19 protein-coding genes and 1 pseudogene are annotated in these 21,310 nt (G+C 72.8%); 15 read left to right on the top strand and 5 right to left on the bottom strand.

The window, feature by feature from the left end; translation table 11 throughout:
• The first annotated feature begins 28 nt into the window (after nucleotides 1–28).
• The 6 genes from KUM32_RS33890 (at nucleotide 29) to KUM32_RS45085 (ending at nucleotide 5,679) form a co-directional block, all read left to right on the top strand.
• Nucleotides 29–1,180, top strand: coding sequence for a D-alanine--D-alanine ligase family protein (locus KUM32_RS33890; protein WP_217145758.1), 1,152 nt, complete (start codon nucleotides 29–31; stop codon nucleotides 1,178–1,180).
• A 69-nt stretch (nucleotides 1,181–1,249) separates the two neighbouring features.
• Nucleotides 1,250–1,942: a trimeric intracellular cation channel family protein gene (locus KUM32_RS33885; protein WP_217145757.1), complete on the top strand. Its 693-nt coding sequence runs from the start codon at nucleotides 1,250–1,252 to the stop codon at nucleotides 1,940–1,942.
• A 91-nt stretch (nucleotides 1,943–2,033) separates the two neighbouring features.
• Nucleotides 2,034–2,765: a hypothetical protein gene (locus KUM32_RS33880; RefSeq protein WP_217145756.1), complete on the top strand. Its 732-nt coding sequence runs from the start codon at nucleotides 2,034–2,036 to the stop codon at nucleotides 2,763–2,765.
• Between the two features lie 540 nt (nucleotides 2,766–3,305).
• On the top strand, nucleotides 3,306–3,737 hold the full coding sequence (locus KUM32_RS33875; RefSeq protein WP_217145755.1) for an RICIN domain-containing protein: 432 nt from the start codon (nucleotides 3,306–3,308) through the stop codon (nucleotides 3,735–3,737).
• A gap of 101 nt (nucleotides 3,738–3,838) precedes the next feature.
• Entirely contained in the window at nucleotides 3,839–4,753 is a 915-nt protein-coding gene (locus KUM32_RS33870) for an alpha/beta hydrolase (protein WP_217145754.1), read from the top strand.
• 341 nt (nucleotides 4,754–5,094) lie between these two features.
• Entirely contained in the window at nucleotides 5,095–5,679 is a 585-nt protein-coding gene (locus KUM32_RS45085; RefSeq protein ID WP_217145753.1) for a LuxR C-terminal-related transcriptional regulator, read from the top strand.
• 70 nt (nucleotides 5,680–5,749) lie between these two features.
• Here KUM32_RS45085 and KUM32_RS33860 read toward each other — a convergent pair whose 3' ends face one another.
• Entirely contained in the window at nucleotides 5,750–6,175 is a 426-nt protein-coding gene (locus KUM32_RS33860; protein ID WP_217145752.1) for an OsmC family peroxiredoxin, read from the bottom strand.
• A gap of 446 nt (nucleotides 6,176–6,621) precedes the next feature.
• On the opposite strand from KUM32_RS33860, the pseudogene KUM32_RS45480 reads away from it, so the two are divergent.
• Nucleotides 6,622–7,032 (top strand): annotated as a pseudogene (locus KUM32_RS45480) (DoxX family protein); the annotation flags it as partial.
• Here KUM32_RS45480 and KUM32_RS33850 read toward each other — a convergent pair.
• Nucleotides 6,918–7,598, bottom strand: coding sequence for a TetR/AcrR family transcriptional regulator (locus KUM32_RS33850; RefSeq protein WP_217145750.1), 681 nt, complete (start codon nucleotides 7,596–7,598; stop codon nucleotides 6,918–6,920). The pseudogene KUM32_RS45480 and the gene KUM32_RS33850 sit on opposite strands and share 115 nt — an antisense overlap.
• A 255-nt stretch (nucleotides 7,599–7,853) precedes the next feature.
• Between KUM32_RS33850 and KUM32_RS33845 the strand changes: the two genes are divergently transcribed.
• The 4 genes from KUM32_RS33845 to KUM32_RS33830 all read left to right on the top strand — a co-directional run bounded on the left by KUM32_RS33845 (nucleotide 7,854) and on the right by KUM32_RS33830 (nucleotide 11,267).
• On the top strand, nucleotides 7,854–8,654 hold the full coding sequence (locus tag KUM32_RS33845) for an SDR family NAD(P)-dependent oxidoreductase (protein WP_217145749.1): 801 nt from the start codon (nucleotides 7,854–7,856) through the stop codon (nucleotides 8,652–8,654).
• A 52-nt stretch (nucleotides 8,655–8,706) separates the two neighbouring features.
• Nucleotides 8,707–9,171, top strand: a complete 465-nt coding sequence (locus KUM32_RS33840; RefSeq protein WP_217145748.1) for an SRPBCC family protein — start codon at nucleotides 8,707–8,709, stop codon at nucleotides 9,169–9,171.
• 136 nt (nucleotides 9,172–9,307) lie between these two features.
• Nucleotides 9,308–10,552 carry a sensor histidine kinase gene (locus KUM32_RS33835; protein WP_217145747.1) on the top strand — a complete coding sequence of 415 codons (1,245 nt, stop codon included), beginning with the start codon at nucleotides 9,308–9,310 and terminating at the stop codon, nucleotides 10,550–10,552.
• A 37-nt stretch (nucleotides 10,553–10,589) separates the two neighbouring features.
• Nucleotides 10,590–11,267, top strand: coding sequence for a response regulator transcription factor (locus tag KUM32_RS33830; RefSeq protein WP_217145746.1), 678 nt, complete (start codon nucleotides 10,590–10,592; stop codon nucleotides 11,265–11,267).
• Between the two features lie 69 nt (nucleotides 11,268–11,336).
• On the opposite strand, the gene KUM32_RS33825 is transcribed toward KUM32_RS33830, so the two are convergent.
• Nucleotides 11,337–13,427, bottom strand: coding sequence for an AAA family ATPase (locus KUM32_RS33825; protein WP_217145745.1), 2,091 nt, complete (start codon nucleotides 13,425–13,427; stop codon nucleotides 11,337–11,339).
• Between the two features lie 751 nt (nucleotides 13,428–14,178).
• On the opposite strand from KUM32_RS33825, the gene KUM32_RS33820 reads away from it, so the two are divergent.
• The 3 genes from KUM32_RS33820 to KUM32_RS33810 all read left to right on the top strand — a co-directional run bounded on the left by KUM32_RS33820 (nucleotide 14,179) and on the right by KUM32_RS33810 (nucleotide 17,386).
• On the top strand, nucleotides 14,179–15,015 hold the full coding sequence (locus KUM32_RS33820) for a thioesterase family protein (protein ID WP_254406526.1): 837 nt from the start codon (nucleotides 14,179–14,181) through the stop codon (nucleotides 15,013–15,015).
• A 207-nt stretch (nucleotides 15,016–15,222) separates the two neighbouring features.
• Nucleotides 15,223–16,341: a glycosyltransferase gene (locus tag KUM32_RS33815; RefSeq protein WP_217145743.1), complete on the top strand. Its 1,119-nt coding sequence runs from the start codon at nucleotides 15,223–15,225 to the stop codon at nucleotides 16,339–16,341.
• A gap of 40 nt (nucleotides 16,342–16,381) precedes the next feature.
• The gene (locus tag KUM32_RS33810) at nucleotides 16,382–17,386 is read left to right on the top strand and encodes a zinc-binding dehydrogenase (RefSeq protein WP_217145742.1); all 1,005 of its coding nucleotides are present in this window, start codon (nucleotides 16,382–16,384) and stop codon (nucleotides 17,384–17,386) included.
• A gap of 15 nt (nucleotides 17,387–17,401) precedes the next feature.
• Here KUM32_RS33810 and KUM32_RS33805 read toward each other — a convergent pair whose 3' ends face one another.
• On the bottom strand, nucleotides 17,402–19,459 hold the full coding sequence (locus KUM32_RS33805; protein ID WP_217145741.1) for an AAA family ATPase: 2,058 nt from the start codon (nucleotides 19,457–19,459) through the stop codon (nucleotides 17,402–17,404).
• 126 nt (nucleotides 19,460–19,585) lie between these two features.
• A complete protein-coding gene (locus tag KUM32_RS33800; protein ID WP_217145740.1) occupies nucleotides 19,586–20,158 on the bottom strand; it encodes a TetR/AcrR family transcriptional regulator in 573 nt (190 codons plus the stop codon).
• Between the two features lie 282 nt (nucleotides 20,159–20,440).
• On the opposite strand from KUM32_RS33800, the gene KUM32_RS33795 reads away from it, so the two are divergent.
• Nucleotides 20,441–21,202, top strand: a complete 762-nt coding sequence (locus KUM32_RS33795) for an SDR family NAD(P)-dependent oxidoreductase (protein ID WP_217145739.1) — start codon at nucleotides 20,441–20,443, stop codon at nucleotides 21,200–21,202.
• The last annotated feature ends 108 nt before the right edge of the window (nucleotides 21,203–21,310 follow it).

Genomic DNA, 21,310 nt, shown 5'->3' with positions numbered 1-21,310 from the left:
CGCTCCTCCACAACGAAAGAAGCACGCCATGGCCGAGCTCACCTCCTCACTCCCCCGGCCGTCGCGCAAGCCGCGGGTTGCCGTCGTGTTCGGCGGGCGCAGCAGCGAACACGGGGTCTCCGTGGTCACCGCCGGCGCCGTCCTCGCCGCCATCGACCGGACCAAGTACGAGGTCCTGCCGATCGGCATCACGACGGACGGCCGCTGGACCCTCACCGCCGACGAACCCGAACGCATGGCGATCACCGAGCGGCGCACGCCCACGGTGGAGCAGCTCGCCGACCCGGTCGAGGGCGCCGTGGTGCTCTCCGTCGACCCCGCCAACCGCGAGGTCCTCTACAGCGAACCGGGCTCGGTGCCCAAGGCCCTCGGCGAGGTCGACGTCGTCTTCCCCGTCCTGCACGGCCCGTACGGCGAGGACGGCACCCTGCAGGGCCTGCTCGAACTGTCCGGCGTGCCGTACGTCGGCTCGGGCGTCCTCGCCTCGGCCGTCGGCCAGGACAAGGACTACATGAAGCGGCTGTTCACCTCCTTCGGGCTCAAGGTCGGCCCCTACGTGGTGATACGGCCCCGCGAGTGGGAGCGGGACGCCTCCGCCGCCCGCGAGAAGATCGTCGACTTCGCCGGCGAGCACGGCTGGCCGCTGTTCGTGAAGCCCGCCCGCGCGGGCTCCTCGATCGGCATCACCAAGGTCGACGGCCTCGCCGGACTCGACGACGCGATCGAGGAGGCCCGCCGCCACGACCCGAAGATCCTGGTGGAGGCGGCCCTGCGCGGGCGCGAGATCGAGTGCGGGGTGCTGGAGTTCGAGGACGGTCCCCGGGCCTCCGTCCCCGCCGAGATCCCGCCGCCCTCGGCGCACGCGTACTACGACTTCGAGGCCAAGTACATCGACTCCACGCCCGGCGTCGTGCCCGCCCCGCTCACCCCCGAGGAGACCGCCGAGGTCCAGCGGCTCGCGGTCGAGGCGTTCGACGCGGCCTCCTGCGAGGGGCTGGTCCGCGCGGACTTCTTCCTCACCGAGGAGGGCGAGTTCGTGATCAACGAGATCAACACGATGCCGGGCTTCACGCCCATCTCGATGTACCCGCAGATGTGGCAGGCCAGCGGGATCTCCTACCCCGCGCTGGTGGACCGGCTGGTGCAGGCCGCGCTCAACCGGCCGACCGGACTGCGCTGAGCCGGGCGGCGGCCCGCGACCGCCCGCGTACGACACCAGACCGAACCAGCCGAACCGAGCCCCTCGACGATGAACTCCCTTTTCAGCGCCGTCCTGTACCCCCTGGACCTGGCCGGTATCTTCGCCTTCGCCTTCTGCGGTGCCCTCCTCGCCGTCCGCAAGGACTTCGACTTCTTCGGGACGCTTCTGCTCGCCGAGGCCGCGGGCACGGGCGGTGGTCTCTTCCGGGACCTGGTGCTGCGTCTGCCCCCGGTGGCGTTCACCGACATCGGGTACTGCCTGGTGCCGCCGGTGGCCGCGGTCCTCGTCTTCTTCCTGCGGCCCACCCGGCGCCTGGTCTCCGTCTCCACCGTCTGCGACGCCGGCGCGTTGGGCCTGTTCAGTGTGACCGGCACGGTCAAGGCACTGGACCACGGCTTCGCACCGCTCCCGGCCGCCGCCCTGGGCGTCACGACTGCCGTGGGCGGCGGTCTCGCGTGCGGCGTCCTCGCCGGGGAGATACCCCCGGTCCTCCGGTGGGACCAGGACCTCTACGTCCTCCCGGCCGTCGTCGGCGCGGGCGGTACCGCCGCTCTCCACGCGGCCGGCCGGTTGGGCGTGACCGGTGCCGTGTGTGCCGCCGTACTCGCCTTCGCCCTGCGGACCTCCGCGCTGCGCCGGGGCTGGCGGACGCCCCGGTCCGCTCTGTGGAAGCAGCGCGGTGAGGCGCCGGCAACCCGGTCCGCCGCCTCCCGCCGCTGGACATCGCCGAGCAGTTATTGAGCATGGCCGTGACTTCACACGGGGACGAGTGCCGCGCAGCATGTCCACCTATCCACACACGCACTCGACTTTCCTGCCAGAAGGCATCGACATGCCCCTTGCCGAACTGTCGCCCGCCTCGTCCCTCCGACCTTTCGACGAGGCCGACGACACCATCACCTACCCTGTCGACGTCGTCCTCTCGCTGCACCGCGAGCGAACGGCCGCCCTGCTCCGCACCCTCCGCAGTCAGCATGTGTTCCCGACGCTGATCCACGGCTGGGGCGCGGAACGGGCGTACAGCACCCTGCTGCACGCCCGGCAGGGGTCTCTCACCGTCCTCGACGTCCCGGACGGCCGGTGGGACGAGACGCTGGCCCAGCGCGTGCGCGCACTCAGCAACCTCTCGGCGGTCGTCGTCCTCACCCCCGAGGGGTCGGACCCCGCCCCTCTCCTGCTGGCCGGTGCCGCCAACGTGATGTCCCGCACCGCGCCCTCGAGGGAACTGGCCGGCCGGATCGCCGCCGAACGACGCTGGCTCGACTCGCGGAGGCCCGGTCGCGGGGCCCCGGTGTACGCCCCGGGCGGCCACCCGCTGCGACCGCGGCAGTCCTCCCAGGCGCTGCTCCTGGACATGCTGTGCCTCGCGGCGCGGCCCTGGTGCTGTCACGAGCTGAGGCTCCTGCTGGGTCCCGTGGACAGGCCGATGAGCAGGCGGGCGCTGCAGGCGAGGATAGCCCGCCTCGACGAACGGCTCAGCCGCGCCGGCCTGTACGTCAACTGCTCGACGCAGCGGGGGCGCACCCTCCTGCTGGGTCTCTCCGACGGCCACGACGGTGCTTGAGCACGGTCACCCGCGTCCGGGCGAGCCCGCCCCATGCGGACGGTGTGTGCCCGGCGGCCGGAAGCCGGAAGCCGGAAGCCGGAAGCCGGAAGCCGGGTGCAGGGTGCAGGGTGCACCACCGAGGACACACCGCCATCACGCCACGGGCCCTGGCCCCGCGAAGAACCGGAAGAGATGCCGCCACCACGACTGCCCGTCAGGCCTGTACAGCAGCCGGCGAACGCGTCCGGACGACAACGGCCCGAGGGACGGCTCGGTCCGGGCTCCGGGCGTCCGGATCCGGCAAGGGTGGACGCGTCGAGGGCTTCCCTGGCACGGGCCGCCCTGGTCCGGGCTGCCGCCGCTGACGCGGGGACCGTGCCGACGCGGCCACCGGCACCGGACGGGGAGCCGCGCACCCCGCCGCCCGGCGCGGCCGCCGGAGGACCGCGCACCGGGCGACCCGGGCGAGTCGCGGCGGCCTGCGTGGCCGGCCTGGTGGTGTGCGCCGTCGGCGTCGGCGTGCGTCTCACGTCGGGCGCGGAAGGGGCCGCGGCAGTGATGCCCGCCCGCACGGCCGACGGCGCCCCGCTGCTCTCGACCGCTGCGCGCGGGTGCCCGACCCTGACCCGGACCTCCGCGCTGACGGTCGCCGCCTGTGACGGCACGTCCGCGCAGCGGTGGTCCCTGACCGGCGGCACGCTTCGCTCGGGCGACCTGTGCGCCCGGGTACCCGCCCGGGCGGTGGGCGACGGTACCCCTGTCACCACCGCGCCGTGCGACGGTTCCGCGGGCCGGCGGTTCCGGCGCTCCGGCCACGCCCTGATCGCCGCGGTACCGGACCTGTGCGTCGACCTGTCCGGCGGAGCGGCGGGCAGCGGGGCCGTGCTCTCGACAGGCAACGGCCGCGACACCCGGATGGGGAAACTCGGCTGGGGTCCGGTCCTCGCCGCACGGCCCAGCCGGTCCGGCCGGGACACCGAGCCGCAGTGAAGTCTCCGCACACCGCACCGCCCACGGCGCGGACGTGAGGGCCACGGGACGCGTGTCCCCGCTCCCCTCACCCGCCCCCCTGACCTCCGAAAGGCCCGCCCATGCCCGGCCCGACACCTCCCGTCGACCCCGAACTCGCCTCCCTGGCCGATCCCGGCCCTCTGCGCGGCACGCCCCTCCTCGACGACCTCCGGCGCGACAGTGCCTTCCTCATCGAGGAGCGCCGGGCGTCCGTGCGGGGTCCCGCACCCGACGTGCCGGTGCTGGTGTGCCGGCCCGCGGAAGCCACCGGCCGACTGCCGGTACTCCTCCTCCCCCACGGGGGCGGCATGGACGCGGGACCCGCACGTCCACATCTCGCCTACTACCTGCGGGTGGCCAGGGAGCTGAACGCCGCGGTCGTCGCCGTCGATCACCGGTCCGTGCCGGAGCACCTCTTCCCGGTCGCGTCCGAGGACTGCCTGACGGCCGTGACCTGGCTGAGCACCTGCGCCCACGACCTCGCTGTCGACGCCGACCGCGTCGTCCTGCTCGGTTTCGGGGGCGCGGGCGCACTGGCCGGGGGTCTGGCCCTGCGGCTGCGCGACCGCCTCGGTCTGCGGCCGCTGGGGCAGATGCTGCTCTCGCCGATGCCCGACGACCGGACCGGCACGGCAACGGCTGCCCGGCCCGCCCCTCCTGGCGTCGGGGCTCCGAGGACGAACGAAGACGCCTGGGCCCACGTCCTCGGCGGCCTGCGCGGCGCCGCCGGCGTTCCCCCTTACGCCGCCCCCGCGCGCGCCGAGGACCTTTCCGGCCTCCCGCCGACCTATCTGGAGGTCGGCGCTCTCGACGTGCTCCGCGACGAGGTCGTCACCTGTGCCCAGCGTGTCTGGGCGGCCGGCGGTGACGCCGAACTGCACGTGTGGGCCGGCGCCTTCCACGGTTTCGACTTCCTCGCCCCCGCCGCCGCCCTGTCCCGGCAGGCCCGCGCCACCCGGCTCGACTGGCTGCGCCGCATCCTGGTCAGAGGCTGATCCGTGCCGACGCGAGCCGGTCGTCCGTCACGGCGTCGCACGCGCGGACCTCCCCGGCCCCGGGTGGGCGAGAGCAGGGCTGAGCACCTTCTGGACACAGGCTGGCGTGGCGACCGCCGGTCACTCCGGCCGACACTGGCCACTCGACCTCACGAGCGCTCGGGCCGGCTGCCCCGGCGAGCAGGGGCCGCGAGCACGCCCCGAGTCCTGGAGAGCAGTGCCGTCCACACGAACCGTTCCGGCCCCGTTTGGAGACCTCAGCCTTGCGCAGTTCCGTCCGCCTCCTCCGCCCGGCCGCGGCCCATGGCCGTCTGCCCGTAGCCGTCCTCGGGACCGATCCCGTGTCCCGCGCCGCGATCACACGTCAGCTCGAACGGCATCCGGCCGTGCGTCTGGTCGACCAGGCGTCCGCCACCCCCGGCACGGTGGCCGTCTTCGTCGCCGACACCTGGGACGGCACCACCGCGGTGCGACTACACGGACACGGCAGGAGAGCGGACGCCCGCTCGGTCCTGGTGGTGCGTCACCTGAGCGACCCGGATCTGCTGGAAGCCCTCGCCGCCCGGGTGCGGGTCATCCTGTGGTCCGGGGAAGCCTCCTCCGAGCGCCTGTACGAGGCCGCTCTGACGGCCTTCCGAGGCGACGGCGCCCTGCCGCCCGACCTCCAGGGACGGTTGTTGCGGCGGACCGCCGAGCTGAGCCGGTCCCGTTCCGGTGCCACCACCGCCCGGACGGACCCGCCGTCCCCGTGGGAGATCGCCGCGCTCCGCCTGCTGGCGGACGGATGCGACACCGAGGAGATGGCGAGGACCCTCGGCTGCTCTGCCCTGACCGTCGAGAAGGGCGTCGGCGGTCTCCTCGGCAGACTCGGCCTGCGCAACCGTACGCACGCCGTGGCCTACGCGTGGCGCGAGGGCCTGATCTGACCGGGCCCGAACGGGCGGAACGCCGCGTCCCACGTCAGGGGGCGCGGCGTCGCCGAAGGACCCGACCGGCTCAGACGAGCTTGGCCGACAGGGAGATGGACGTGCCCGACAGGGCCTGGCTGACGGGACAGTTGACCTTGGCGTCCTCCGCGGCGGCGACGAAGACGTCGTCGTCGACACCGGCGACGGTGCCCTCCACCGTGAGGTGCACGCCCGTGATGCCCTCACCCGGCTGGAAGGTGACGTCGGCCGAGGTGACGAGCTGGGTGGGCGGGGTGCCCGCCTCGGTCAGGGCGTGCGCGAGCGCCATCGAGAAGCAGCTCGAATGGGCGGCCGCGAGCAGCTCCTCGGGGCTCGTCCTGCCGCGCGCCTCCTCCGCGCGCGAGGGCCATGTCACCGGCTGCCGGCCGGTGCCGGAGGAGTCCAAGGCGACGACTCCGGTGCCTTCGGTGAGGTTCCCGTCCCACACGGTGTGGGCGGAACGCGTGGTTGCCATGCTGCATCCTTCGTGTCGTGCGGTGTGTCGGCGGCCGGCTCAGCTCCCCGGCCGGAGAACCGGCGCCGCTTCACGACCGGACGCGGCCGACGGGGATCTGGCGGACACCGACAACGTACGCACCCCGCGCGGCGGTCGGGCGCCATGACCGGCGAACGAGCCGCATCCGACCAGTAAGTGAGCAGCTCCCGGTCCCCGCCCGGTCTCCTTTTCCGCACACCCCGGCCGCTGGGCGAGGCCGGCGCCGTACGGCAACCACGATGAGGGGCGGACGCGCGGACCGCGGCCGGCGTCCGGACTCCACGAGAGGACAGGCTGAACGATGCGTCTCGTCACGACGGTCATGGCACTTCTGCCGTGCGCGGTGTACGTGGGGGCGGGCACGGCGAGCGTCGTGGGAGCCGCGGTGATGCGGGCGGACGCGGGGCGGCTCGGGCTTTCCGGCCGGGGGCCGGCAGGGCATCGGCGTGCTGGAGGTCGCCGGCGGGGCCGGGCCGGCGCCCGGCATGCGGTACCCGCCGCTGACGACCGGTGCGGCGGTCGGCATCGCCCGGCTGACGGCCGGGGCGCTCGCCTTCCACCGGCGGGCCGGGGACACGATCGGCACGGCGATGCCGGCCCTCGTCCTCGGCCTGGCGGTGGCACTCACCGCGGCACTCGACCTGGCCGGTCGCTGCAACGGAGGGACGTCCGGCCGGGGACGCCGGCACCGGCCTCACCCGGCCGCGCCGCCGCCCTGCCGTCAGGCGGCGGTCCGGGGTCCCGTGCCGAAGACACTGCGGATCCACACGTCCGCGAGCGCGGCCACCCGCTCCGCGTCGGACACCTTCGGCTCCATGCCGAGGAGGGCGGCGTAGAGGTTGCGCTCGCTCATCCAGACCAGGGTCGTGGCCAGCGTCGCCGCGTCGGTTCCCGCGGGGGCGCGGCCGGTGGCACGCTCCTGCTCGATCCACGCGGTGGCCGGCTCGATGAAGCGTCCGAGCAGCCCGGTGTACACCTCCCGCAGCTCCGCGTCGGACGCCATCGCGTCCGACGCGGCGACGACCACGGCGGAGTGCTCGCGCCACAGCGCCAGGATCTCCGCGTAGTTCTGTTCGAACGTGCGCTGGGGGTCCGGGTCGGTCTCGGTGGTACCGAAGCCGCGCAGGGCGATCTCCAGCTTGTCGTGCATGACACGCTCCAGCAGGGCGGCCAGGAGCGAGTGCTTGGTGTCGAAGTAGAAGTAGAAGGTGGGCCGCGAGATGCCCGCCCTGGCGGCGACCTCGCCGACGGACACCTCCGTGAAGGGCTTCTCGGCGAGCAGTGCCTCGGCGGCGCTGAGCAGCGCCTCCAGCCGTACGTCGCCACGGGGGGCGGGCCGGGCCCAGCTACGGGCGGCCCCCTGGGGCGGCTGTTGTGCCGCGGTCTGCGGGCGTCGTCCCACTGTGCGTGTCCCTTCCACTCCTGCGGCTCTCGCCTGATGCGAGGCGACGGCGGCGGTCGCACCCGGCCTGCGGCCAGCCCATGGTAGTCGTCCCCCTCACCAGGGGCACGGGCGTGGCGGAGGGGAGAGCTCGACGCCCCGGCCAACACCTGTCGACATAGTCGACAGGTGTTGAGCTAGACTGACACCCGTCGAATCGCGCCTGACCGGCGACAGGGCGACATCACCCCACCCACCGCGCAGAGAGGCCTTGCCATGGCCACCATCCTGATCACCGGAGCATCCGACGGACTCGGCCGAGCGCTGGCCGAGGACCTCGCCCGGGACGGACACCACCTACTGCTCCACGGACGGGACACGGCGCGGCTCGCCGAGGTGGCCGGGGTCACCGGGGGCGAGGTCTTCTCCGCCGACCTGGCCTCCCTCTCGGCCACGCGGCGTCTCGCGGCCGACATCACCGCCCGGTACGACCACCTGGATGTCCTCGTGAACAACGCGGGGGTGGGTTTCCGGCCCGGCAGTGCCGACAGGGAGGTCTCGGCCGACGGACACGAGCTGCGCCTCGCGGTGAACTACCTCGCCCCGGTCCTGCTCACCCAGGAGCTGCTGCCCCTGCTGCGGAAGGCAGCCGCCGCCCGGATCGTCAACGTCGCCTCGGTCGGCCAGCAGCTCTTCGACTTCGACGACCCGCAGCATGAGCGCGGCTTCAGCCAGGCGGACGCCTACTGCCGTTCCAAGCTGGCCCTCATCAGTCACTCGGTGGACCTCTCCCGCCGGCTGGAGGGGACCGGCATCACGGTCAACGCCGTCCACCCCGCCACCTTCATGGCAACGACCATGACGAAGAACTCCGGCATCCCGGCCGACGAACCCCTGGAGAAGGGCGTCGCGGCCACCCGCCGCCTCGTGGACGACCCCGGACTGGCCGGGGTGACCGGTGAGTACTTCCACAGTTTCGACCGGTCGGCCCCCTCGGAGCCGGACGCCCTCTCGCCCGAGTACCGCCGGCGCCTCGCAGCGGTGACCCGGGACCTCCTCGCCACCGCGGGCGTCTGACCGCCCGCACGCCCCGCACGCAGCGACCCACCCACCACATCGGAGTACGTTCATGGCCCGCACGTATGTCAGCACTGTCGTTCCCGCCCCCGCCGACGCCGTCTGGCAGGTCGTCCGTCCCTTCGACGGCCTGCCGCTCTGGCATCCGGCGATCGCTTCGAGCGTCCTGGAGGAAGGCGGCCCGGCCTCGGTCGGGGCGCTGCGACGGCTGCGGTTCGCCGGTGGCGACACCGAGGTCCTGGAGCGCCTGACCGCCCTCGACGACGCGCGGCGCACCTTCACCTACGCGCTGGTGGAGCATCCCTTCCCGGTCCGCCGCAGCGTCTCGACGCTGCGGGTGCTGCCTGTGGTGGACACGGACGAGGCGTTCGTCGAGTGGTCGGCGGAGTCGGAGGAGGACGCGACGGACGCCGCCGGCGCCCAGGCACTCGTCGAGGGGCTCTACGCCAGTGGTCTGGCCGCCCTGCGGCAGCGCTTCGCCGTCGACGGTCCCGCCCCGGACCCCACGGCCGGCTGAGCCGGCGGCGCGGGTCCGTACCCGCGCGGTTCCTGCTGTCTCCCTCCTGAGGAGGAGGCAGCAGGAACGAGAGGCGGCGGGCCGGCTCCACCCCACGTACGGCGGCCCGGCCCCGAAGCCGCCCTACTGTTGCACCATGAGAGCGATCAGGTCCGTGACCGGGCACGGCATACCACCCGCGGTGACCGACGCGGGGCTGGCCCTCCTGACGATCGGCGGCTGCCTGGCGCTTCCCCGCATCATCCCGGCGGACGACCAGGTGCTGCACGCACCCGACACCCGGTGGCTCGTCCTCGTCCTGCTGACCGCGGCGCCGCTCGCTGTGCACCGCCGCGCCCCCCTGGTCAGTCTGCTGATCACGGCCTCGGCGGCGGCCACGTTGCAGGGGCTCTCCTACGTACCGCAGGTGGCCGGGCCGCAGGGCACCTCGATCGGTCCCACCTACCTGGCCGTCGCCGCGTCCGTGTTCCTCACGGCGGTACGCCGGGGACCCTGGCTCACGACCGTCGTCGCCGGTGTGTTCGTGCCCCTCTACGCACTGACCGAGGCGCTGCTCGCGCCGGCGGGGCACAGGCTGGCCGCGTGTGCCACCGTGGTCGTGCTCCTGCTGGCGGCCTGGGCCTTCGGCCGCCTCGCAAGAGCCCGCACGGCGATCCGCGACGAAGCCCTCGAACGCGCCGCCGCGCTGGAGCGCGAGCAGGCCGCCAACGCACGCGCGGCGGTGATGCACGAGCGGGCGCGCATCGCCCGCGAGCTGCACGACATCGTCGCGCACAACGTGAGCCTCATGGTCGTGCAGACCATCGCGGCCGACCGCGTGCAGGACCGCACCCCGGAGAAGGCCCACGAACTGCACGCCGCGGTGGAACAGACCGGCCGGGACACCGTGACGGAGCTGCGCCGGCTGCTGGACGTGCTGCGTACCGACGAGGAAGAGGAGGAGGGACGCGATCCCTCCAAGGAGCCGCCGCAGCCGACCGTCGACGCCGTGCCCTCGTTGGTCGACTCGGTACGGGCCACCGGCCTGGACGTCGCCTTCGCCGTGTCGGGCACACCGATCGGCCTGCCCGCCGGTACGCACCTGACGGCCTACCGCGTCGTTCAGGAAGCGCTGACCAACACCCTCAAGCATGCCGGTCCGACCCGTGTCCGGGTCCACCTCGTCTGGGAGGACCGGCCGGAGCGGCTCACCATCCGGATCTGCGACGACGGCCCGGCCGGCCCCGCGCCCGCACCACGGGACGCCGCGGCGGTCGCGCCCGGCGCCGGCCACGGCCTGGTGGGCATGCGTGAGCGGATCGCCGCGGTGGGCGGCACCCTGCACACGGGGCCACGGCCCGGGGGCGGCTACTGTGTGCACGCCGTGCTCGACCTGTCATGATCCGACCGACGACACCCTGACGGGGGAACTCAGACCCATGCGGCCGATCAGAGTACTGCTGGCCGACGACCAGCCCATGATCCGGACGGGCTTCCGGCTCATCCTGGAGGCCGAGGGCGACATCGAGGTCGTGGCGGAGGCGTCCGACGGCCGGGAGGCCGTCACGGAGACCGAACGTGTCTCCCCCGACGTCGTCCTCATGGACATCCGGATGCCCACCATGGACGGCGTGGAAGCCACCGAGCTGATCGTCCGCGACAACCCGTCCAGCCGCGTCATCATCCTCACCACCTTCGACCTGGACGCGCACGTCGTGGACGCGCTGAGATCCGGGGCGAGCGGCTTCCTGGTGAAGGACGGGCCGGCGGACTCCCTGGTCGAGGCGATCCGCATGGTGGCGACCGGGGACGCCGTACTCGCTCCCCGTGTCACCCGGCGGCTGCTGGACCGCTTCGCCGGTATGCCGTCGCGGACCGCTCCCTCACCACCCCCGCGTCTGGACGCCCTCACGGCACGGGAACTCGACGTCCTGCGCACGCTGGCCCGGGGGCTGTCGAACGCCGAGATCGGGCGGGAACTGGGGATCGGCGAGACGACGGTGAAAACCCACGTCGCGCACATCCTGGACAAGTACGGGCTGCGCGACCGGGTGCAGGCCGTGGTGCTCGCTTACGACTGCGGCCTGGTGACACCCCGCGGCGACGGCGCCGGGTGACGGCGTCCGGGAGGGGGCCTCTGCCGGCCGGGTGCGCAGTGGTCCGCGCACCCGGCCGGCGTCCGCTGGTCAGTCGGGCAGGTGTCCCTGTGTCTCCCACAGCCACACCCGTTCCCGCACTTCGTCGACGGCTCGCGTCAGGTAGCGGCGGTACGTGCTGAACGCCATGTTGAGCCGGCGGGCCACGGCCTCCTGGGTCAGCGACGACTGGAAGGTCATCGTCAGCACGGAGTGCAGGTGCCGGGTGCGGGGGTTGGCCTCCAGCCGCTGGACGGCCTTGTTCAGGACCTCCTGCAGGGCCGCCACCGCCTCGGGCCCGTCATCGGCCTCGATGATCCGGAACTTCAGCAGCGGACTGACGGCGAGCGCGTCGGGGTCGAGCCAGTTCCGCAACGCCTCACGGACGGCCGCGTCGGCCTCCTCGCGCGTCACAGCCACACTGACGCCCCTGGGCTCCTCCGCGGGTTTGTCCGGAGGTCCGCTCAGCAGACGGACGTCGATGCCCTCGGCCCACTCGTCGACCCGCACGGAACGCCAGTCATGGCAGAACAGTCCCGGGGTCCGTCCGGACCGGCCCAGCGGCTGGAACATGTCCATGTAGGTCATCAGCGGCTCCCAGAAGCCGGGATCCGCCATCACCACACAGGACCACGCGCAGTGCCTCGCTCGCAGGAGTTCGAAGATGATGCGCATGTGGACCAGGTCCCAGGCCCGGGACGGGCGGTGCGGAGTGTGCCGGTGCACCATGAACCGGGCGACACCGATGTGCTCCCCGGGGCGCGGAGGGGCCATGTCGCTGACGGCGTCCCACGCGTCCGCGACGACGGGATCGGCCCGCCGCACGTCCTCGTCGGGCCACTCGACGCGCAGCCACGCCATGAAGCCCAGCAGTTCGTTGGAGCTGTAGCGGCGGTGCACCTTGAAGGACTCGGGCTGCCTGGCCAGCCAGTACTCGACCGCGGCCGCGCTCTGCTCGCCCTCGGTCTCGCGCGCCATGCGGACCAGCTCGGCGGCGTCCTCGGGACGCGCCGTGTCCTCGTAGGCACCCCCCTCGTCACGGCTGCCGTGGAACTTCCGGATCCACGGGGCCCTGGAGATGATGTAGTTGTAGGCGCCGGTGGCCCTCAGGGCCTCTCGCTCGGGCGCGTTGCGGATGCGCTCGACGAGGTGACGGCGGATCGCCCGGTGCATCGCCATGTACCGGTCCGGGTCCCGCCAGCGGAAGTCGCTGTCCAGCGAGTCACGGATGACGTCGTGCGGGTACACCCCGAACCGGCCCGAGCGGACGAAGGGCAGCTGCCGCAGCCACGCGAACAACTGGGTGGCGTCCTCGTCCGGGAGCACCACCCGCAGCAGGTCCTCGGTCGTGTCCAGCGCGTGGCCGCAGACCTCTAGGGCGCGGCGGTGGGCGGGAGAGGGCAGCTCGCCGACGAGGTGGGACAGCAGTTGTTCGATGACCGTGCGGGACGGTGCCCACTCCGTGCCGTCCGTGGTGCCGTGAGCGGCGACCTCGGCGGCCAGCCGCAGAGCCAGCGGATTGCCCCCCGCGAAGCTGAGCAGTTCCCCGTGCGCGGTCGGGTCGGCGCCCTGTCCCGCCAGGAGTGCCGCCGCCTGGTCCGCGTCCAGCTCGGGGAGCGGGACGACCCTCATCAGGTCGCGCCAGCCGAGGTCGGCGCGCCACAGGGGGTCGGGGGGCAGCCGGCCGGCGAGGACCACCAGGACGCCGGTGGGCAGCCGGGGAAGGAAACGGTTGCGCACCCACTCCTCCATGTCCTGGCAGCGCTCGAAACTGTCCACCAGCAGGACGCAGTCGTCCTGGAACAGAGCACCGGCCGCCGCCTGCTCGAAGGCGGTCGGGGAGGGGTAGATCGTGCGGGTGTCGACGGACACGACGGGCCGGCCCGCGCCGCGGGCCTCGACCGCGTAGCGCTGGAGCAGCGCGCTCTTGCCGATGCCGCCCGGTCCGTGCAGGACGATGACCGACGGCGCGGACGGCTCTCCCCGCAGAGCCCGGCGGAAGAGTTCGACTTCCTCCTCACGGCCGACGAAGTTGTGCATTCTCGCCGTGGCGAGCTTGTCGGCGAACCGGCCGCGCCGGACCGGAGCATGCGGGCGAGAGGTCTCGCCGGCGGAGCGGGAGGCGGAGTCTTCCGTCGCCATTCCGTTCCTGTCCTTCCTCACTGTGCACCGCGCTGGGCTGCCCGCCCCGTGCGGCTCGGTGTCTGTGTGCGCTCGTGGAGCACGGTCGATCCCACGCCGCCCCTCCCCCATGACGCACCGTCAGCCAGGCAGCACACGACTTGTGTCACGCGACGTGACTGACCGGCTTCGGTGACACCGTCACGCTGAACGTCCGTACTCGGCCCGCACGCGCGGTGCCTCGCCGCACACAGGACCGCATGAGCGTCGTACAGATCGATCACTTTATAGGAGGAAGGGCCGCGCCCTTTCCGTCCGCGGTTCCGCTCCGGGCTGGGGACGGGACCGCTGACGGGACGGACGGACGCGAAACCTTTCGATGACCGACGGTAACCGCCGGAGGTGCCGGCCGCCGGGGCCCGGACCACGTTTGGGCAGATGGAGCGGGTCCCGGACCCTCCGCGTGCCGCCCGGAGCAGCAGCGTCCGAGGGTGCCGGACCTCGGTCACCGAAGGCATACCGGAAGGCGGGCGCGAGGTGAAGTGCCCGCCTTTTTCTGTTTGCGACGTCCATGCCAGGTGACGCTCACACCTGTGCCAACTTCCGCTCACCCCTGCTCACTCGTCACGGCCAAGGGGGCTCTGCACACCTCCGCCCCCTGGGCAAGGCGGCGCCCCGCCGGAACCGCCGGACTCTGCCCACACGATGATCATTCGGTGTTCACCTCGGTATGTGTGTGCAGCCGGGCTCATACCATCCCGAGGTGCAACAGATGGAGAGCGCCAACAGCACCGATTTCCTGACGGCCACATCCGTCGTCAGACGGGCGGACACGCCGGGGACATTCGACAGTCATCTGCCACCGGTCTGGGGCACGGCCGAGGGCATCGACGGGGGAATCCTGCTGGCCGTCGCCGCCCGCGCGACGGCGGCGGCCACGGCCGTGCGCGCGGAGCGCTTCTTCCCCAGCTCCGTCAGTGCCTCCTTCCTCACCGCCTCCCGCCCGGGTCCGGTCCGCGTACGCACCGACGTCATCCAGCGCGGCAGCCGCTTCACCACGAGCCAGGTCTCGCTGACCCAGCGGACGGAGGACGACCGTGAGATCGAGCGGATGCGCGCCCTCGTGTCGCACGGAGCCCTCGCCTCCCAGGCGGCCGCCGACACCCCGCTGCCGCCCGTCATCACCCCGCCCTCGGCCTGCGTCAGCCGCGACGACACCCCTGGCGGGAGGGCGGAACACCGCGGCCACCTCGCCGGGATGGACATACGGCTGGCGCCCGAGTGCGCCGGCTGGGCCTTCGGTGCTCCCTCGCGCACCGGACACTTCGACGGCTGGTTCCGACTGGCCGACGGGCGTGAGCCGGACCCCTTGGCGCTCCTGGTCGCCGTGCACGCGCTGCCGCCGATCTCCTTCGCCTTCGGCCGTGTCGGGTGGCTCCCGACCGTCCAGCTCACGGCCCACATCCGCGGTTACCCCGCTCCCGGCTGGCTCCAGGTACGCACCAGCACCAAGGCGCTGAGGGACGACCACGTCATCGAGGACGCGGAGGTCTGGGACTCGGCCGGCGAGCTGGTCCTGCAGTCACGGCAGTTCGCGGCCCTCGTGTGAACCCGGCCCGGTGGCGGGCCTGGGCGGAAGTGAGCATCTCCGAGCGGCCCGCAGCAGGGCTCGCGGCCGTCACGGCCCCCCAGGATGGGAGGGCGAGGTCCGGCTCCGGCCCCGGTCCGTGACGGCCGGACCTTCGCGGGCACTGCCACGCCGTTCGCCGTGGCACGTTTCTCGTCGGCCCGACGACCGCTCTGTCGAAGGTGTTCCATGCGCATTCTGTTCTCCGGTACCCCGGCCTACGGCCACCTGCTGCCGCTGCTTCCCCTGGAGAGGGCCGCCCGCCGGGCCGGCCACACGACCGCGTTCCTCACGCACCCGTCCCTGGACTCCGTGGTGGCGCCCGCTCCCGTCCTCCCGGCGGGGGCCACGCTGGAGGCGACCCTGATGGAGTTCCAGCGGCGGACCGGGAGGGACGCCACCACCGACATGTCCCCGGCGACCGCCGGCGAGTTCTTCGGCGGTACCCGGGTCGACCTGGGCGCCGACGAGGCGCTGGCAGCGGCCCGCGCGTTCGCCCCCGACCTGGTGATCGCCGAGACGGCGGACTTCCTCGGCCCGCTGGCCGCCTCCGAGCTGGGAGTGGAGTGGGTGTCCCACGGTGTGGGCATCGCGCTGGAGGCCCCCCTGGCCGAGGCGATGCGGTCGACGGCCGTGACACGCGCCGCGGAGCGGGGCATCTCCCTGACCCTGCCCTCCGCTTCGGTGGACCCCTGGCCCGCCTGTCTCCAGCGCGACGACTGGGAGCCGTCGGCGGACCGTGTCACCATCCGGCCCGAGGCCCACGAGTCCGAGGCGGCCCCGCAGTGGCGCCGGCCGTCGTTCCCCGGCCGTGAGCACCTCCCCCGGGTCCTGGTGACCCTGGGCACCGTCATCGACGACTCCGAGGCCCTCCTGAAGATCGTCGCGTCGCTCGCCGGCGAGGACGTCAACGTGGTGGTCGCGCTGCCGCCGTCGGCCGAGGGGGAGACGCTGCCGGTGGAGGGCGACGGCGTCCAGGTGACCGGTTTCGTACCGATGGGCCTTCTGCTCCAGGGCGTGGACGTGGTCGTCTCCTCCGGTGGCGCCGGCACGGTGCTGTCGGTGCTCGGCGCGGGACTGCCGATGGTGATCTGGCCCTTGGGGCTGGACAAGCCTTTGAACGCCGAACGGACCGCCGCCCTCGGCGCCGCGGAGGTCATCGGCGCCGCGGACGAGGCCGGTACCGCCGTCGCATGGGTGCTGGAACAGCCCTCCTACCGGACCGCCGCCCAGGGCGCGGCAGCACACATCGCGGCGATGAACCCGGCCGAGGAGGTCCTGTCCCTGCTGACCGGGCGGGACCACTGACATACCCGCGGACCAGGCAGGACATCGGAAAGGGAACATCATGTACGCAGTGAGGCAGCACGTCTTCGGTTCCCCGGAGACGCTGGTGTACCAAGAGGTCGGGACTCCCTCGCCGGGACCGGGCGAGGTCCGTCTCGCCGTGACGGCGGCCGGCGTGCACCTCATGGACACCGTGCTCCGCGCGGGGAGAGAGATGGGGATGGCCCTGCCCCGTCTCCCGATGACACCGGGCCGGGAGGCCGCGGGCATCGTGGACGCCGTCGGTGCCGGGGTCGACGCGGGCTGGCTCGGCGCCCGGGTGGTGGCCTACCTCGGCCATGAACGCAACGGCGGCTACGCGACGCACGCCGTCGCCTCCGCCGACACCCTGCACCGCGTTCCGGACGGCGTGGACGACGCCACCGCCGTCGCCATGATCGGAACGGGTCGCACCGCCGTCGGCGTCCTCGAGCAAGCGGCGCTGTCGGCCGGGGACGTGGTGGTGGTGACCGCCGCGGCCGGCGGGATGGGGACCCTGCTCGTCCAGGCGGCGCGGCAGGCGGGTGCCAAGGTGGTCGGCCTGGCCGGCGGCCGGCACAAGACCGAGGCGGTGCTCGAGCAGGGCGCCGACGGTGCCGTGGACTACACCCGGGCCGACTGGGAACGACGCCTCGGCGAGGCCCTCCTGGGCGGACCGTCCACCGTGGTCCTCGACGGGGTGGGCGGCCGTCTCGGCCGGGGCGCCGCGGAGTCGCTGGGCCCGGGGGGAAGGCACCTGTACTACGGCTGGGCGTCCGACGAGGGACACTTCACCACGTTCACCGAGGCGGAGCTGGAGAAGTACGGCATCACGTCACAACTGGTGGTGGGACCCTCCCTCTTCGCACTGCCCGGTGGCATCCGCCGACTGGAGGAGACCGCCCTCGACTGGGCGGCCCGGAGCCGCTTCCGTCCCGTCGTGCAGTCCTTCCCGCTCTCCCGCGCCGCTGAGGCGCACCTGGCGCTGGAGACCCGGGCCACCATGGGCAAGGTGGTGCTGCGGCCGGAGGCCGACAGCCGTCCGTGACCGTGTCGCGTCGTATCAGGGCGGGAGCAGCGGCAGACCCGTCTGCTCGTGCTGCCACAGCCTCTCCTCGATGCGCGAGGTCGCGGTCGTCAGGTGCCGGCGGTAGGTGCTGTACGGCATGTTCAGCCGCCGCGCCGCCGCCTCCTGGGTCGGTGCCCCTTCCAGGAAGGCGAGGGTGGCGACCTGGTGCGCCTTGTCGCCGCCGCGTCCGGTGACGAGGCCTGCGATGGCGTGGGACAGCACGTCCCGCAGGGACATGCCGTGGTCGGCGACGAGCCGGCTGCGGCTGAGCGGGTTCGCTGCCAGCGCCCGCGGCCGCCGCAGGTCGCGCAGGGCCGAGCGGACCGCGGCGGCGAACTCCGGCCGGGTCAACTCCGGCGATGACGGCGCAGGTGCCGGGGACCGGACTGTGGCGGTGGCGTCGGACTCGTCGTCCGTGCCGGTCAGGAGCGTCCGCTGCTTCTCGGTCAGCCAGTCCCTGGGCGACACCTCGCGCCAGTCGTGGGCGAAGAGCCGGTAGGGGTGTCCGCCGATCATGACGGGCCGGTTCAGGGGCGCCATGTCGCAGAAGGTCATGTGGGCGTCCCAGAACCCGTCGTCACGCAGCACGATGAACGACCAGGCCAGGTCGGAGTCCCGTAGGAGCTCCCCCAGCATGCGCCAGAGCATCAGGTCCATCACCGGTGAGGGCCGCTGGTACTGGCGCGGGTACACGTGGAAGCGGCCGAGGACGATGTGCTCCCCGGCGGCCAGAGCGCCGTGCGCGCTCACGTGCTGCCACGCCGCCTCGGCGACCGGATCGTGCTCGCGTCCCTGGAAGGGGTCCGGACGCAACCAGGCCGAGAACGCCACGGCGGCTGAGGCACCGCGCAGCCGCTGCACCCGGAAGTCCTGCGGCCGGTTCGCGAGCCAGTAGCGGACCGGACCGACCGCGTCCGGGCCCTCGCCCCGCTCGGCGAGCGCGAGGACGTCCGTCTCGTCCGAGGGCACGTACGGATGGTCCTCCACCAGTCCCGGGGTGTACCACGCATGGCTCTGTGCCATGTGTCCGGCGCCCCGGTAGAGAAACTGCAGGGAGCCCACGTCCTGGAGCAGCCTGCCGGGCGAGGCTGAGCCGACCTGCTCCAGCAGATGGCGGTGCAGGCGCCGGTAGAGCTGGTCGAACCGCTCGGGGTCGCGCCACCTGAGGTCGGCCGCGAGCGCCTCCCGGACGACATCGTGCGGATGGACACCCTCCGCGCAGTGGTCGATGAAGGGTTGCCCACGCATCCACGCGAACAGTTCCGGCGCGTCGTCACCGACCATGGCGCGCAGCAGTGCCTCGGAGGTCACGTGCGCCTGCGCGCAGACCTCGAGTGCGAGCCGGTGCCTGTGGCCGGGCAACTCGCCCAGGATGTCGCGCAGCAGCGGCGCCACGACCTCGGGGGAGGGCTCCCACTGCTGAGAGGAGGGCAGGTCGAGCTCGGCGGACGCGTGGGCGGCCAGCACCAGGGCGAGTGGATGACCGGCGGCGAACGCGAGCAGCGCACCGCGCCGGGCGGGGTCGATCCCGCGTCTTTCCAGGAAGGTCTCCGCCTCGTCCGGGCTGAGGTCGTCGAGGGCGACCACCTTGAGCACGCCCGCCCACCCCGGGTCCGCCGACCACCTCACGTCGGGCGCGTGCCGGCCTGCCACGACGACCAGGACGTCGGCGGGCAGACCCGGCAGGAACTCGTCGCGCAGCCAGGTCTCCAGGCTCTGGCAGTACTCGAAGGTGTCGATCAGCAGCAGCGCCCGCGCGGTACGCGCGGCCGTCTCGGCGGCCTTCTCGAACGCCTGGGGAGCGGCCAGCGCCACGCGTCCGTCGACGTGGACGACCGCTCGGCCGGCGGCGGCGGCCTCCTTGGCGTACTGCCGGACGAGCGACGACTTGCCGATGCCTCCGGGGCCGTGCACGTACAGCACGGAAGGGGCGTCGGGCCCTCCCGCGAGGGCCTCGCGCAGCAGACCCAGTTCGGCTTCCCTGCCGACGAACAACCGATCTCTCGCCGCATCGATCCGGTCGGCGATCCTGTCGCGCGGCGGCGCTCCCATCACATGCCTCTCATGCCCGGCGAAGACCGCCGCCTCACTCAGTGCGTCACGTCGGAGAACCCGTGATCACGGCAAGCGTAACGAAGCCCGGTGTCCTGCGAGGCCAGGGGTGGTGCCGTCGATCGCTCAGGTGCCTGCGCCGAGGCCGTCGAGAGTGAGATCGAGGAGGCGTTCGGCCTGCTCCCGTTGCTCGGGCCTGCCCGAGGCCAGGGCGATGCCGGTGAGGGCGGCGAACATGTCGGTCGCGCCGATGTCCTTGCGGACGACGCCGGCTCGGGTGCCGGCGTCGAGCAGTGAGGTGAGCGCCGTGAGGATCATCTCGTGGCTCTGCGCGTAGGGGTTGACCCCTGCCGCGACCAGGGCGCGCAGGGCATCGGCCATGCCCAGCTTCGCGGTGGCGTAGTCGATGAAGCGGCCCATCCACGCGCGCAACGCTTCACGGGGCGGGAGGGTGGCCAGGAGGTCGGGGGCGGCGTCGCAGAGCTTGGCGAGTTCGTTGCGGTAGGCGGCCTCGATGAGGACCTCTCTGGTGGGGAAGTTGCGGTAGAGGGTGCCCGAGCCGACCCCGGCTTCCCTGGCGATGCGCTCCATACGCGCGTCGAGACCCTCCTCGGCGAACACCCGTACCGCCGCGGCAAGGATCTTGTCCCTGTTGCGCTGAGCGTCCGCCCGCAGGAGGCGTCCTTTTTCCTTCGTCATGAGCGGACTCCCGTCGATCCCGGAACGGCCGCGGCTTGCCAAGCGGGGAAGCCTCCACTTAGAGTGTCTCGAAGTGGAGAGCCCTCCACTTATTAAACGGCGGCTCCTCCGCTTCCACTCTAGAGCATCGGCCTCCCCTGCCGTACGGCTTCGCCCGCACCCTGGAGCGGCGATCACACGACCCGCCGCGCCTCTCCGCGAGACGCCGCGCACGAGGAGCCCTCACCTTCACACCACAGCACCAGCCGGCCCGTCCCGGCACACCACGACGCAGGAGTAATCATGGACATGACATTAAGGGGCAAGGTCGCTGTCGTCACCGGTGGCGCTTCCGGGGTGGGCCTCGGCATCGCCCAGGAGTTCGCCGCCCACGGCGCCCAGGTCGTCATCACCGATCTCGACCGGTCCGACCTGGACCGGGCGGTCGGACAGGTCGGCGGCTCCTGTACCGGCATCGTCGCCGACGTGACCGACCTCGCGGCCATGGACAGCGTGTACCGGGAGGTCGAGTCGGACTACGGCCGCCTGGACGTCGTAGTCGCGAACGCGGGGATCGGCGCGCACGCTCCCCTGGGACACATCACCGAGGACCAGTTCGAGCGCACCTTCGACGTCAACGTCAAGGGCGTGCTCTTCACCGTCCAGCCCGCGCTGCCACTCCTGCGGGACGGCGGATCCATCGTCGTCATCGGCTCGACCGCTTCCGTACGACCGCCCGCGGGGATGAGTCTCTACGGCGGGTCCAAGGCGGCCGTCCGTTGTCTCGTCCGTGCCTGGATCCAGGACATCAAGGGCTCCGGCATCCGCATCAACGTCCTGAGCCCCGGGGCCGTGGACACTCCGAGCCTGCGACGAGCCGCGGAGCAGGCCCAAGGGGCCGACGCGGTGGCCCCGCTCATCAGGGCCATGGGCGAAGGCAACCCCACAGGGCGCATCGCCGACCCGCGTGAGATCGGGAAGGCCGCCGTCTTCCTGGCCGGTGACGCAGCCGGCTTCGTCACCGGCGTCGAACTCTTCGCGGACGGAGGCATGGCACAGGTGTGACGCCCACCTCCCGCAGCCCCCACTCCTCCGACCCGGAAGTCGAACGGTCCATGTCCTCCACCCGCCCCGCCCCCGCCCCGCCGGCCGGCACTCCGTCCGGCCGTCCCA

The organism is Streptomyces sp. AC627_RSS907 (assembly GCF_019049165.1).
This window is presented reverse-complemented; position numbering and strand designations above follow the sequence as displayed.

Excerpts from the sequence above, each read along its gene's own strand:
- KUM32_RS33810 (WP_217145742.1), top strand. The coding sequence starts at position 16,382 with ATGTACGCAGTGAGGCAGCACGTCTTCGGTTCCCCGGAGACGCTGGTG.
- KUM32_RS33880 (WP_217145756.1), top strand. The coding sequence starts at position 2,034 with ATGCCCCTTGCCGAACTGTCGCCCGCCTCGTCCCTCCGACCTTTCGAC.
- KUM32_RS33830 (WP_217145746.1), top strand. The coding sequence starts at position 10,590 with ATGCGGCCGATCAGAGTACTGCTGGCCGACGACCAGCCCATGATCCGG.
- KUM32_RS33860 (WP_217145752.1), bottom strand. The coding sequence starts at position 6,175 with ATGGCAACCACGCGTTCCGCCCACACCGTGTGGGACGGGAACCTCACC.
- KUM32_RS33870 (WP_217145754.1), top strand. The coding sequence starts at position 3,839 with ATGCCCGGCCCGACACCTCCCGTCGACCCCGAACTCGCCTCCCTGGCC.
- KUM32_RS33835 (WP_217145747.1), top strand. The coding sequence starts at position 9,308 with ATGAGAGCGATCAGGTCCGTGACCGGGCACGGCATACCACCCGCGGTG.
- KUM32_RS33840 (WP_217145748.1), top strand. The coding sequence starts at position 8,707 with ATGGCCCGCACGTATGTCAGCACTGTCGTTCCCGCCCCCGCCGACGCC.
- KUM32_RS33875 (WP_217145755.1), top strand. The coding sequence starts at position 3,306 with ATGCCCGCCCGCACGGCCGACGGCGCCCCGCTGCTCTCGACCGCTGCG.
- KUM32_RS33890 (WP_217145758.1), top strand. The coding sequence starts at position 29 with ATGGCCGAGCTCACCTCCTCACTCCCCCGGCCGTCGCGCAAGCCGCGG.
- KUM32_RS33845 (WP_217145749.1), top strand. The coding sequence starts at position 7,854 with ATGGCCACCATCCTGATCACCGGAGCATCCGACGGACTCGGCCGAGCG.
- KUM32_RS33825 (WP_217145745.1), bottom strand. The coding sequence starts at position 13,427 with ATGGCGACGGAAGACTCCGCCTCCCGCTCCGCCGGCGAGACCTCTCGC.
- KUM32_RS33820 (WP_254406526.1), top strand. The coding sequence starts at position 14,179 with ATGGAGAGCGCCAACAGCACCGATTTCCTGACGGCCACATCCGTCGTC.
- KUM32_RS33815 (WP_217145743.1), top strand. The coding sequence starts at position 15,223 with ATGCGCATTCTGTTCTCCGGTACCCCGGCCTACGGCCACCTGCTGCCG.
- KUM32_RS33885 (WP_217145757.1), top strand. The coding sequence starts at position 1,250 with ATGAACTCCCTTTTCAGCGCCGTCCTGTACCCCCTGGACCTGGCCGGT.
- KUM32_RS33805 (WP_217145741.1), bottom strand. The coding sequence starts at position 19,459 with ATGGGAGCGCCGCCGCGCGACAGGATCGCCGACCGGATCGATGCGGCG.
- KUM32_RS33800 (WP_217145740.1), bottom strand. The coding sequence starts at position 20,158 with ATGACGAAGGAAAAAGGACGCCTCCTGCGGGCGGACGCTCAGCGCAAC.
- KUM32_RS33795 (WP_217145739.1), top strand. The coding sequence starts at position 20,441 with ATGGACATGACATTAAGGGGCAAGGTCGCTGTCGTCACCGGTGGCGCT.